7 protein-coding genes are annotated in these 12,442 nt (G+C 69.6%); 4 read left to right on the top strand and 3 right to left on the bottom strand.

Features of this window, described 5'->3' with window-relative positions; translation table 11 throughout:
* Window positions 1–3,100 precede the first annotated feature (3,100 nt).
* On the bottom strand, window positions 3,101–4,516 hold the full coding sequence (locus DJ82_RS09735) for an HD domain-containing protein (protein ID WP_094581696.1): 1,416 nt from the start codon (window positions 4,514–4,516) through the stop codon (window positions 3,101–3,103).
* 110 nt (window positions 4,517–4,626) lie between these two features.
* On the opposite strand from DJ82_RS09735, the gene DJ82_RS09730 reads away from it, so the two are divergent.
* The 4 genes from DJ82_RS09730 (at window position 4,627) to mtnP (ending at window position 7,425) form a co-directional block, all read left to right on the top strand.
* Complete coding sequence (locus DJ82_RS09730) at window positions 4,627–4,836, top strand: hypothetical protein (RefSeq protein ID WP_094581695.1); 210 nt, start codon at window positions 4,627–4,629, stop codon at window positions 4,834–4,836.
* On the top strand, window positions 4,836–5,831 hold the full coding sequence (locus tag DJ82_RS09725) for a YeiH family protein (protein WP_094525004.1): 996 nt from the start codon (window positions 4,836–4,838) through the stop codon (window positions 5,829–5,831). Before DJ82_RS09730 ends, DJ82_RS09725 begins: the two co-directional genes overlap by 1 nt.
* 161 nt (window positions 5,832–5,992) lie before the next feature.
* Window positions 5,993–6,454, top strand: a complete 462-nt coding sequence (locus DJ82_RS09720; protein WP_094581694.1) for an SRPBCC family protein — start codon at window positions 5,993–5,995, stop codon at window positions 6,452–6,454.
* A gap of 74 nt (window positions 6,455–6,528) precedes the next feature.
* Entirely contained in the window at window positions 6,529–7,425 is an 897-nt protein-coding gene (gene mtnP, locus DJ82_RS09715; protein ID WP_094581693.1) for an S-methyl-5'-thioadenosine phosphorylase, read from the top strand.
* A 424-nt stretch (window positions 7,426–7,849) separates the two neighbouring features.
* Here the strand turns inward: mtnP and DJ82_RS09710 are convergent, their stop codons facing one another.
* Window positions 7,850–8,857, bottom strand: coding sequence for a ScpA family protein (locus tag DJ82_RS09710; protein ID WP_094581692.1), 1,008 nt, complete (start codon window positions 8,855–8,857; stop codon window positions 7,850–7,852).
* Window positions 8,850–12,440, bottom strand: a complete 3,591-nt coding sequence (gene smc / locus DJ82_RS09705) for a chromosome segregation protein SMC (protein ID WP_094581691.1) — start codon at window positions 12,438–12,440, stop codon at window positions 8,850–8,852. The genes DJ82_RS09710 and smc overlap by 8 nt, the downstream gene beginning before the upstream one ends.
* Window positions 12,441–12,442 lie beyond the last annotated feature (2 nt).

Here is a 12,442-nt window from a genome sequence, read left to right as displayed (position 1 = left end):
GCGGGTGGCAGGAACGCCGGTTTATGATGCGGGACCTTCCGGACGACTCGACTGCACCCTCACCAAGCTGGAGTACATCTACGGCTCTGCCGCAAACGTTCTCGACGCGGTTGAAACGGGCCGACTTCGAGCCGGACGATTGTCGGTCGCGCTCGTCGCGCTGGTTCGCGGGGCGGTGGCGTCTGCGACTTCCTCGGGCTCAACGACCTCACGAGCCTCAAGATGGAGCATACGTCGGCGCCGAGGAAGACCGACGACCCAGATCGCTACCCCATGCCGGCAGGGGAGCGTCGACGGGAAGAACGTCCTGATCATCGGACGACATCGCGGACACCGGCGGCTCGATCGCCGCGCCGAGGAGTACGTCGGAAGGACCGCGACGCGCCGCCGAGATCCGCACCGCGACGCTCCAGCCTGCCGGCACCTCCGAGTTCCAGCCTTGGACTCGTCGGCGAGCGGCTCGAACAGTGGACGTGGGGTCGGTCTACCCGTTGGAACTTCCGGAGGACATGATGCGGACCTCACCTTTTTTGGAGGGCCGATGGGAGCGCGCCGACCGGGACGTCTTCTCGACCTTCGGAGGATCTCCGCCGACTACCTGGAGGGAGTTACCAGCAGCATCGGGCCGCATCGAGTGGAGTCGCCCAGCCCCGGCCGCCCAGACGAGTGGCTCGACGAGATTGTGCCGCGCGACGTGGGCCGCGTCGCCGGCGACGGACTCCTGGACGCTCCGCCGAGTAACCCCCGCGAATGGCCGAGACGACCCCGGAATCGGACGCTGAGCCGCTATCGACGCCCTCCTCGGACCCTACGCGCTCGAAGGAGGAGCGGGCGCACGGGCTGCAGGCTCCGCGGCGTCTGGGACCCGAGTCGGTGGCCGCGCACGCGTGGGCGTCGCCTACCGCGTCTTGGCGCTCGGCGACCGATTCCGCGGAGGATCTCCCGGGGCTCGACGTCGACCCGGCGCGCTCCGGCTCGCCGTGGCCACGACGTCGCCGGAGGGCCGAGACTGGGCGACGTCGCGACCCGGGCCGACCTCGACCGCTTGACTCGGCGGATCCGCGCCAAGGAGGCGCCGAGCGCGAGGGCTTGATGGCCGACCTCGCCGGACCGCTCCCGACCGCGTCCGCGACGCGTGGGATCGTCGGGAGGCCCGCGCTCGCCGGAGGCGATACTGGCGGAAGGAGTGCGACCTCCTCGACGTCTGCATGCAGGCGGTGATCTACGAGCGCGCGGCGACCGGTAGACCCCGCCGACGGCGAGCGGACGCTTGCCGCGAGTACGACGACCTCGGACGAGTCTTCGCGACGGGACAGACCCCGCCTGCGGAGCCGATACCGGGCCGGGCGCTGTTCGCCCGCTCCGGGAATCGATGAGGCCGAACAGCTCGCGCGCAGGATAGCCGACGTCGCCCTCCTTGGGCGGGCCCGAGCTGTTCGACGGTCGCGTCGAACTTAGAAACGACGACTGTAGGCCCTCTGCCGGCTCGATTTAGCGCCGAGAATCAGCAAGAACGTTAACGGCCGAGTCCGTCTCGGGGAGTGAGCTTTCATCACGCAATGTCCGGAACACACTGGAACCTGGTCATCGGCGGGCGGCCGGTATCAGCGGGGCGTCGCTCTTTATTACGCGGTCGCTTAGTTCCCGACGTCGACGGACGTCACGCTGCCGAGAAGGAGCGGGGGAGAGTCGCGGGCGGTGAACTCCCACCGCACGCAACAACTCGCAGACCCTCCACTTCCGGGGACATCGAGACGAACACACTTGGAGAAGCGAAGAGTCAAGGGAGGGCGCGGGAGCTGCTCGCCGGTACCTCGAGGGGACCGACCCCGACCGCGAGAATGCCAGCAAGCGGAGCAAGATGGTGCGTCGGCGTCGGCGGACGAGGGAGGCGAGAAGCTGCGAGGAAGCGCTACCACGAGAACGGGTTCGGCGACCTCTTCCCGAAGCTCCGGCGACGATCTGCCGCCGAGGAGATCGCGGAGCTGGAGCCGAAGGTCGTCGAGGGCCGCGACCGCGGACACCCGGCTCACGGCGCTCCAGAACCCCCGACGGCTACGTCGTCGACTACGGCGGGTCGCGAAGTCGTCGTCGAGGACGCCGCGCAGAGGACGGGCGCTCCGTCCACCTCGGCACCGCGGTCGAGGAGCGCGGACGAGGCGCGAGCGGGTTCGCCGTCAGCACGACGACGGCGACTTCGGGGCCGACGCGGTCGTCGTCGCCGCCGCTCCCACAGCCTCCCAGTTCGGCCAAGGGAAGATGGGATACGGGATGGACATTGTCGCTGGCCCGGTCGCGGGTAGCTTCTTCCTTCGCCGACGACCTGCTGAACGGGAGGTGTACCAACGCTTTCCAGGATGAAGAAGCTTCCCGTTCGCGGCGGTCCACGGCGACGCCGAAGTCCACGACGACGGCGTCACTCGTTCGGCCCGACGGCGAAGTCGTCCCCGCGCTCGAGCGCGGGCAGAGCCTTCTCAACCGTGAGCGACTTTCGCCGACGTGTTCGGCTTCTCGCCGCGTCGGTCCTGAGCTACGTCGACATTCCTCTCGGACCGCATCCTGTTCCCTACGTCGTGCCGCAACCTCGTGTACGACATCCCCGAGATCGGCAAAGCGCGCGTTCCCGCCGGACGTATTGAAGGTTCGTGCCGATGCGCGACGGCCGACGACATCGGATGCGCGCGAAGGGGTACGCGGCGTGCGCCCCAGATCGTCGACACGGAGAACAGGAGAGCTCGACATGGGCGAGGCGAGGGGGGTAGATCACCGGCGACGGCGTCCTGTTCAACATCCACCCCCTCGCCGGCGGCCTCGACGCGCTGAAGAACGCGATGACCGACGTGCAGACGGTCCGTCGACTTCTCGACGCCGACCACGAGTTCGACGAGGCGGCGTCGCTGGAGGCGACGATCGAGCACTTCCGCGCGTCGACGACAGGACGCAGAGGCCGACGACGCGCGAGGCCGGAGGGGCGACGACGCGCGGAGGCCGAGGGCGACGGACGGCTCCGAGCGACGACGCCGACGGACGCGTCCCCGCCGAAGCCGACGACTGACGCGAGCACCGACGGGTTCCGCCCCGGACCCCCTCGTCGCTCCGGCTACGCGTGCTTCCGCTCCTCGACCTCCCGCTCGAACGCCTCCCTGAGCACGCGGATCGCCCGCCGCTTCGTCCCGTCCGGGACGAACACGAATGGGATGGGCACGTCGAACGCGCGGTCGCCGTACAGCCCCCAGTCGCCGACCGACCGGGTCGTTCCGCCGTAGGCGATGGGGATGTCCTCCAGCTCGTCGGGGTCGTACGCGGGCACGTACGAGCGGTCGACCCACACCTCGTGGACCGGGACGTCGAGCGCGTCGGCGAGGAGCCGCTCCAGCCGGTCGTCGCCCTCGGTGAGCCACGCCGTGAACGCGTCGAGACCGGCGCCGGCCTCACCCGTGAGGTCCCCGCCGATCCGGTCGGCGAGTGCGATCCGGTGTTTCCAACAGGTGGCCGGGAAGCGCCGCCCGCGGAACCGGTCGTACATCGACGCGAGCGTCGAATCGGGGTGTTCGCGGGCGGCGGTCCGAAGGCGTTCGAGCACGGCGTTGTCGTCCAACTCCCGCGAGAGGACCCCGTCGACGGTCACCGGGCTCTCGCCGGTCACGCGCTCGTACTCGCCGAGCAGCTCCTGGAGGAGCCGGTTCGCGTAGACGGCCTTGTGATGCTGTGTGACCCACATGTACAGCGCGATCCGGCCCTCGAGGTAGTTACCGATCGTCGAGAGCGCCTTCTCGGTGAGCGCGAGCCCCTCCTCGGGGTGGGCCGTGTAGGCGTCGACCATCCGGTCGACGTCGAAGCTCAACACGCCCGCGCCGGTCATGCGGTTGTCGCGGGTGATGTTGTCGAGCCGGTCGACGTCGATCGGCGAGTGCAGCAGCTGTGCGCCGACCCCGTACTGCCAGGGCGCGCCGCGCTCGTACGCGAGGCTGTAGCCGAGGACGTACGCGCACACCTCGACGGGGTCGACGTCGAACGAGCGCAGCGCGTCCCCGTACTCCTCGATTATGAGGACGCAGCCGAGCAGCTCGTGCGGGCTCGCCGACCGGAGCGGCGCGCCGCCGACGCCGGCCCGGTCGAAGGCGTCCACCAGCCCGGCGGCGTCGACTCGCTCGCGGAGGACGCCCTCGTCGAGGAACCCCTCCGAGAGGTGCGAGAAGGGCGGATGGCCGACGTCGTGGAGCAGGCAGGCGCACTCCAGCGTCCGCTGGATCTCCTCCAGCTCGTCGGTCGTCGCGCCCTGCGCGAAGTACGACTGCCTGCGGAGGTTCTCGAACACGGTGCGGCCGAGGTGGTAGACGCCGAGCGAGTGCTCGAACCGCGTGTGGTTCGCTCCGGGGTAGACGAGGTGCGTCGCCGAGAGCTGGCGGACGTACCGCAGCCGCTGGAACGGCCGGGTGTCGAGGACGCCGTCGACGAGCGCGTCCGGCAGCTCAACGTAGCCGTGCACCGGGTCCTTGATCTGCGTGGTCGACATCCGAACGTCCGTGAAACGACCGCCCGGAACCTGCCTCTTTCGGTCCCGGGTCGAGCGCGTGCCCTGCCCGAGTCCGTCCTTATAAATACCGAGCGCGCCGACCCGCGGGCATGGCACGGGACGCCGCCGACGGACCGCGGACCGCCGGCGATAGCACGGGCGACGCCGGGAACGCCGCGGCCGACGCCGACGGCGCTCCCGGAACCGGATCGCCGATCGTCGACCGGTGGGTCGCGCTCGACCGGGGGTGGCAGGCGCTCGCGCTCGGGCTGGGGATCGTCGCCGCTCACGTCGCGGGACAGGCCGCGGGCGTCTTCTGATGCGCGTCGTCGACGCCGCTCGGCCGTTCGTCCCCGGTCTCGCGCTGCTGGCCGCCGGAGCGCTCCTCGCGCACCTCATCGCCGGCGCGGTCGACGGGCTCCAGCCGCTCGTCGTCGCGGTCGCGCTCGGCGCGCTCATCGGCAACGCGGTCGGGACGCCCGACCTCGCGAAACCGGGCGTCGGCGTCGACAAGCTGTTCTTGGAGACCGGGATCGTCCTGCTCGGCGCCGCGGTCGTCGTCGAGGAGTTCCTCGCCGCGGGACCGACCGTGCTCGGCCTGGTCGTCGTCGCGGTCGGCGGCGGGCTCCTCCTCGCCGAGCTGATCGCACGCGTGCTCTTCCGACTCGACGGGACCACGCCCTCGCTGCTGGCGGCGGGCGCGAGCATCTGCGGGGTCTCCGCGGTCGTCGCGATCGGGCGCGTGCTCGACGCGCGCGGCGCCGCCATCACGTTCGCGGCGGCGACCGTGCTCCTCTTCGACGCCGTCACGCTCGTCGCGTTCCCGATCGCCGGCGAGTGGCTCGGGCTCACCGGCCGCCAGTTCGGCGTCTGGGCCGGCGTGAGCATGTTCTCGACCGGCCCCGTCGCGGCCGCGGGGTTCGCCCACTCGCCGGAGGCGGGCCAGTGGGCGACCGTGACGAAGCTCGCGCGCAACTCCCTGTTGGGGGGCGTCGCCGTCGCCTACTCGCTGGCGTACACGGCGCGGTCGGCGACCGACCCGGGCGTCCGACGGCTGTGGGCGGAGTTCCCGAAGTTCCTCCTCGGCTTCCTCGCGGTCGCCGCGATCGCGAACAGCGGGCTCCTCTCGCCGGCCGTGCTGGAGTCGATCGGGCGCGTGTCGGACGCGCTGTTCACGCTGGCGTTCGTCGGCCTCGGGCTCTCGATCCGGCTCCGCGAGATGCGCGAGGTCGGCGGCGCCGCCGTCGGCGCCGTCCTCGTCCACCTGCTCGTCGTGAGCGCGCTCGCGCTGGCGGCGGTGCGGTGGCTGCTTTGAGCTTCGTCTCGGGCGTTCTCAGCGAGCAGACGGTCTCTAAGCGGTGAACGCCCATTTAATATCTCAGCGCCCCTATATAAGGGAGTCAACCGAGGCGACCGCTCCGAGACCCGTTCCGGCGGCGTACCGCACCGTTCGGTTCGACCACCGAGTTGAGTAATATGACAACATTCGAGTACGAGATCGAGATCGCAGCGCCCGTCGAACGCGTCTTCGCGTTCGACAGCGCCCCCGAGAACTGGCCGCGAACGATGTCCGGTCTGCGCGATTTCGAGGTGCTGAGCGAGACCGAGACCGGGGCCGAGATGCGCGCGACGTACAAGCTGCTCGGGATCGCGACGGAGATGGAGCTGGAGCTGACCGTCGTCGAGCCGAACGCGGAGATCGCGGTCGCGATCGACGGCGACGGCATGCGCGGCGAAACGCGCAACCGCTACGTCGCGAGCGGCGACGGGACCCGGATCCTCCATCGGACGGAGTACGAGATGGGCGACTCGCTGCGTGACCGCCTCTTGGAGCCGGTCGCGAGGCGGTACAACGAACGCCAGCTCAGGGCCCACCTGGAGAACACGCGGGACCTCATCGAGGCCGAGATCGAAGCGGAGACGGCGACGCCGGCCTGAGTCGGTTCGCTCTCGGCGACGCCCCCGCCGACCGCGTTCACTTCATATAAGTATCGAGCGGTCGGACTCCGGGTATGAGCACCATCGGGTTCATCGGCGGCAGCGGCATCTACGAGGCGCTGCCCCTGAACGACGTGCGCGAGGTGGAGTACGACACCCCCTACGGCGAGCCGAGCGACGCGATCACGATCGGCGAGTTCGCCGACACGGGCACGGAGGTCGCCTTCCTCCCCCGGCACGGTTCCGAGCACGGCGTCTCGCCCACCGACCTCCCGTACCGCGCGAACATGTACGCGCTGAAGCAGGCCGGCGTCACCCACGTCTTCGCGTCGAACGCGGTGGGGAGCCTCAAGGAGGAGCTGGAGCCCGGCACCCTCGTCGTCCCCGACCAGATCTACGACCGGACCAAGCGCCGCGACCTCTCCTTCTACGGCGACGGCGTCGTCGTCCACCAGCCGTTCGCGGACCCGTACAGCCCGGAGCTTGTCGACCATTTGACCGCGGCCGCCGAGTCCGCCGTGGGCGGAGACGGCGGGGACGCCGCCGACGACGACGGCGGCACGACGGTCGTGAAGGGCGGCACCTACGTCTGTATCGAGGGGCCGCAGTACTCCACGCGCGCGGAGTCGGAGTTCTACAAGTCGCAGGGGTGGGACCTCGTCGGCATGACCGCGATCCCGGAGGCGAAGCTCGCCCGCGAGGCGGAGATCGCCTACGCGACGATCGCCGGCGTCACCGACTACGACGTCTGGAAGGAAGACAGCGAGGTGACGCTCGAAGAGGTCCTCGAGAACGCCGAGAAGAACCAGGAGGCGATCAAGGCCGCCGTCGAGGAGGCCGTTCGGACGCTCCCGGACGACCTGGAGTGCGACGCTCACACCTCCCTCGAAGGCACCGTCAACACGCCGACCGAGGCGATCCCGGAAGACACTCGTGAGCGCGTCGAGCCGCTGCTCGGCGACTACTTATAAACAACTCTGCGGTGCGGTGGCGCGTGCCTGCGAGCGCCCTCCGGGCGCGAGTCAGCACGCGCGAGGGACGCGGCGACCGCAGGGAGCCGCGAGGCTGGGGAGGCGTGAGGTGCTGTGCGGGTGCGGTGCGGGGTAGGACTCAAAGGGGCAGTCGCGAGGACGAAGACGGGCGACGTAAGGACCGCAGGAGCGAACGAAGTGAGCGACGAGGACCGCAGCGAGCCCATCGAGTCCTCGCGACTGGGGCTTTGGAAGCGTTCACCGCAGAGTCATCGTTTACGTCCAGCCGAGCGGCTGGGGCTTTGGAAGCGTTCACCGCCGAGTCATCGTTTACGTCCAGCCGAGCGGCTGGGGCTTTGGAAGCGTTCACCGCCGGTCCGGCGGTATCCACGTATGAACGACGGACCGCGCTCTCGAAAACGTACTAGTCCGCGATCGCTTCCGACTCCCCGGTCATCGCCGCGGGGTCTTTCACCCACAGGTCGCCGAACAGGTCGTCCTGCTGGAGGCGGACCGACCCGCGGTGGGCCATGAACAGCAGCGCGAGGTACGTCATGAACGGGCGCCCGCCCGCGCTCTCGATCTCCCCGAACAGCACCTCCGTGCGCCCGCGGTCGAAGTGGGTCCGGAGGGCGTTGTCGATCTCCACTATCACCTCCTCGATATCCTCGTCGTGGGTGCGGTCGGTCGCCTCGCCCGCGGTCGGCTCCCCGTCGCGCCGGAACTCGTCGCCCGTGTGGTAGTCGAGCGTCTGCGTGCCGCGGTCGTACCCGTGCGGCGACTCAGAGGTGTCGTACTCGCGGGAGTCCTTCCACCACGATCCGCGCTCGGCCTCGCGGAGCTCCCGGACCAGTTCGTCGAGCGTCTCCGGCGATCCTCGGGTGCTCTTCCGGTCGAGGCGTCGGTCCATCTCCGCCTCCAGCTCGCTGACCGGATCGAAGTCGTCGGCGGCGGGGTCCGGCGCGCCGCCCTCCATCGCGACCTCCCACGGCTCCGGCTCGGGCTCCTCGTCCTCGTCGTCGTCGGCCAGCATGCCGTCGCTCTTCATCCGCAACAGGACGCTGGCGTAGAACAGCGCCCGCCCCGTCGTCCGGAGGTCCGTCTCGTCGAGCCGCTCTAAGAAGGCGTCCGTCACCTGCACGATGTCGATGTCCCACGGCTCGATCTCGCCCTCCTCGGCGAGCTGGACGAGGAGCTCGACGGGCTCGACTTTCCCGTCCTCGCCGGGGTCCCCGGACTCCCCGCCGTCCGCCTCGTCGCCGGCGGCGCCGTCCCTCGACTCGCCGTCGCCCGTCGCGGCCCCGTCTCCTCCGGGCGTCTCCGGCGTCGCTCCGTCGCGCGCCCCGCCGTCCCGCTCGCTCGTCAGGTCGAGGCCCGGGACGTCGTCGCCGGATCCGCCGCCCGCGCCCGCCGACTCCGGCGGCTCAGTCATCCGCGGTCACCTCCTCGTCGCCGTCGCCGCCGTCGTCGCCGAACTGCATCCCGGTGACCGCCGACAGGTTGTCGCCCTGCATCGTGACGCCGATGGCGCGGTCCGAGCGCTCCAACAGCGCCGAGCGGTGGCCGACCACCACGAACTGCGCGTCCGCGGCCAGCTCCTCGATCATCTCGCCGACGCGCTCGGCGTTGACCGCGTCGAGGAACGCGTCGATCTCGTCGAGCGCGTAGAACGGCGCCGGGTTGTGCCGCTGGATCGCGAAGATGAACGAGAGGGCGGTCAGCGACTTCTCGCCGCCGCTCATCGCGTCGAGCCGCTGGACCGGCTTGTCCGCGGGCTGCGCCTTCATCGTCAGCCCCTCCTCGAAGGGGTCTTCGGGGTTCTCCAAGAGGAGCTCGCCGCTGCCGGCCGAGAGGCGCGCGAAGATCTCCTCGAAGTGGTCGTTGATCGACTCGAACGTCTGCATGAACGTCTCCTTCTTCGCCGCCTCGTACCCCTCGATGCGCTCCTCGATCGCGTCGCGCTCCTCGACGAGCACGTCCCGGCGCTCCTGGAGCTGGTCGAGCGCCTCCTGCACCTCGTCGTACTCGTCGATCGCGAGCATGTTGACGGGCTCTAACGCCTCCATCTCGGCCTCCAGCTCCTCGATCCGCGACTCGACCTCGCCGAGGTCGGGGATCTCGCCGGCGTCGTACTCGCCGACCTGCGACTCCAGCTCGTCGATCTCCCACTCCAGTCGGTCCCGGCGGTCCGTCAGATCGTCCAGGTCGGACTCCGCCTCCGAGACGAGCGCGCGCTGTTCGTCGCGCTCGCGGGTCGCCGCCTTGATCTCCTCGCGGAGGTCCTCGCGGTCGGCCTTCAGCTCCGTGAGCTCCGATTCGAGGTCGGCGATCGCCTCCTTCTTCTCCGCGAGGTCGGCCTCCCGCTCCTCGATCGCGGCCTCGTGCTCGGCGACCCGCTCTTCGGCCTCGGCCTTCCGATTCTGTGCCTCCTCGACGGTGTCGTGGAGCTCGTCGACGGCGTCCTCGGCGTACCCCTTCTCCAGCTCCAGCTCGTTCTGCCGCCCGTCGAGCGAGCTCATCCGGTCCCCCAGGTCGGATATCTCGGCGCGGATCTCGTCGGCGCGCTCGGAGAGCTCCGGGATCTTCGAGTCGGCGAGCTCCGCCTCGATCTCCTCGATCTCGGACGCTAACTCCGCTATCTCCGTATCGAGCTCGTCGAGCTCCGCGTCGAGCTCGCTCATCTCCGCGTCGACCGACTCGCGTTCGGCCTCCAGCTCCTCGAGCTCGGTCTCCAGCTCGTCGATGCGCTCCTCGGCGTCCGCCAGCTCGTCCTCGGCGCGCTCGACGTCGGCCTCAAGCGACCGGACGCGCTCGGCGGCGTCGGCCTTCCGGTCGCGCGCGTCGTCGACGTCGCCCTCGAGGTCGTCGATCTCCGACTGCAGCGACTGCCGCTCGTCCTCCAGCTCCGCTATCTCCGTCGCGAGCCGTTCGAGCTTCCCGCCGCCGGACTTCGTGAACGCGTACCGCGAGCCGCCGCCGGAGCCGCCCGTCATCGCGCCGGACTTCTCGACGAGGTCGCCGTCGAGCGTGACCATCCGGTAGTCGCCCATCAGCTCGCGGGCGGTGGCCATGTCCTCCACGACGAGCGTCGAGCCGAGCACGTACGAGAAGATCGAGGCGTACCTGCCGTCGTAGTCGACGAGGTTCCGCGCGAAGTCGACGACGCCCGGCAGCGAGGGCTTCCGCGGGAGGCTCCGGTCGTCCATCTCCGTGATGGGGAGGAACGTCGCCCGGCCCGCGTTCCGCCGCTTGAGGTAGTCGATACACGTCGACCCGACGCCGTCGTCGTCGACGACGACGTTCGCGAGCCGCCCCCCGGCGGCCGTCTCGCACGCCTCCGCGTACTCGGCCTCGACCGAGCCAAGCTCGCCGACCGCGCCGTGGACCCCGTCGATGCCGCCGTTCTTCACTTCGGTCACCGCCCGCGGCCACGAGGTGTCGCCGCGCTCGTCGGCGGCCGCCTCCAGCTTCGCGTACTCGTTCTGCTTCTCCCGGAGGTCCGCTTCGACCGCCTCCAGGTCCTCGCTCCGTTCGGCCTTCTCCGAGAAGAGGTCCGCGACGACCTCCTCGATCTTCTCCTCGTTCTTCTCGGCCTTGTCGAGCTCGCTGCGGAGCTCGGATATCCGCGCCTTGTGCTCCGGTATCGACTCGCGGGCCTCCTCCAGGTCGGTCCGCGCCTCGCTCACCGCGTTCGAGCGCCGGCGCGCCTCGTCGAGCAGGCGGTCCTTCTCGCGCTGCGTCTCGTTTCTCGCCTCGCGAAGCGACTCGATCTCCTCTTTCTTGTCGGCGAGCTCGGCTTTGAGTTCGTCGAACTCGGTGTCGGCGCCCTCTATCTCGGCCTCGACGTCGGCGAGATCGGACCGCTTCGTCGCGATCTCGGACTTGACCGAGGCCTTCTCGACTTTCGCCTCGCGGATCTCGCCTTCGAGGTCCGCTATCGTCTCCTCCTTCCGGTCGATCTGGACGAAGGCGTCGCGCCGCTCCGTCTCGGCCTCCGCGGCGCGCTCCTCGGCCGCCTCGATCTTGTCATCGAGCCGGGAGATCTCGCCTTTGACCTCCTCGATCTCCGAGCGGATCCGGATCTGCTCGTCCTCGCCTTTCGTCTCGATCTCGTGGTTGAGGTCGGCCAGGTCCTCCTCGAGGCGGGTGAGCTTCCCCTGTCTCGCGTCGAGCTCCGCGCGGAGCTCTTCGAGCTCGGCCTCCGCGTCGTCGATGTCGTCCTCGACGTCGCCGAGGGCCTCCCGCTTCTCCTCCAGCTCGGAGGCCTTGAGGAAGCCGCGGTACTCCTCCAGCTCGTCCCGATACTCCTGATACTGGAGGGCGGTCTCGCGCTCGTCGGACAGCCGGTCGAGCCGGTCCTGCTTCTCGCCGATGCGGAGGTCCGCCTCGCCGATCCGGTCTTCGATCGTGTCCAGCTCCTCGTAGGCGGCCTCCTTCTTCTCGTCGAACTCGGCGACGCCCGCGATCTCGTCGACGATCCCCCGCCGCTGGTAGGGGGTCATGTTGATGATCTCGGTGACGTCGCCCTGCATCACGACGTTGTACCCCTCGGGCGTCACGCCGGCGGCCGCGAGCAGGTCCTGCACGTCGGAGAGGTTCACCGAGCGTCCGTTGAGGTAGTAGTACGAGTAGTAGTTGTCCTCGGTCTCCTTGACGCGGCGCTTGATCGTGATCTCGGAGACGTCGCCCACGTTCTCCGTGCCGGCCGCGGAGACGACCTGCGACCGGTCTAAGGCCCCGTCCTCGTTCGAGAGCACGACGGTCACCGACGCCTCGTTCGGGCCCCCGGTCCCGTCGCCGTCGTCGTGACCGGGGTTGTAGATCAGGTCGGTGAGCTTCTTCGCTCTGATCCCGCGGGTGCGCGCCAATCCGAGCGCGAAGAGGACTCCGTCGATGATGTTCGACTTCCCGGAGCCGTTCGGTCCCGTGACGACCGTGAAATCGTCGTAAAAGGGGATCCTCGTCGTCCGCCCGAAGCTCTTGAATCCGTCCAAAACGACTTCCGTAATGTGCATGT

This window comes from Halorubrum sp. Ib24 (genome assembly GCF_002252745.1).
GTDB lineage: Archaea > Halobacteriota > Halobacteria > Halobacteriales > Haloferacaceae > Halorubrum.
This window is presented reverse-complemented; position numbering and strand designations above follow the sequence as displayed.

Coding starts and splice junctions, on each gene's coding strand:
- DJ82_RS09735 (WP_094581696.1), bottom strand. CDS start 4,516: ATGTCGACCACGCAGATCAAGGACCCGGTGCACGGCTACGTTGAGCTG.
- DJ82_RS09730 (WP_094581695.1), top strand. CDS start 4,627: ATGGCACGGGACGCCGCCGACGGACCGCGGACCGCCGGCGATAGCACG.
- DJ82_RS09725 (WP_094525004.1), top strand. CDS start 4,836: ATGCGCGTCGTCGACGCCGCTCGGCCGTTCGTCCCCGGTCTCGCGCTG.
- DJ82_RS09720 (WP_094581694.1), top strand. CDS start 5,993: ATGACAACATTCGAGTACGAGATCGAGATCGCAGCGCCCGTCGAACGC.
- mtnP (WP_094581693.1), top strand. CDS start 6,529: ATGAGCACCATCGGGTTCATCGGCGGCAGCGGCATCTACGAGGCGCTG.
- DJ82_RS09710 (WP_094581692.1), bottom strand. CDS start 8,857: ATGACTGAGCCGCCGGAGTCGGCGGGCGCGGGCGGCGGATCCGGCGAC.
- smc (WP_094581691.1), bottom strand. CDS start 12,440: ATGCACATTACGGAAGTCGTTTTGGACGGATTCAAGAGCTTCGGGCGG.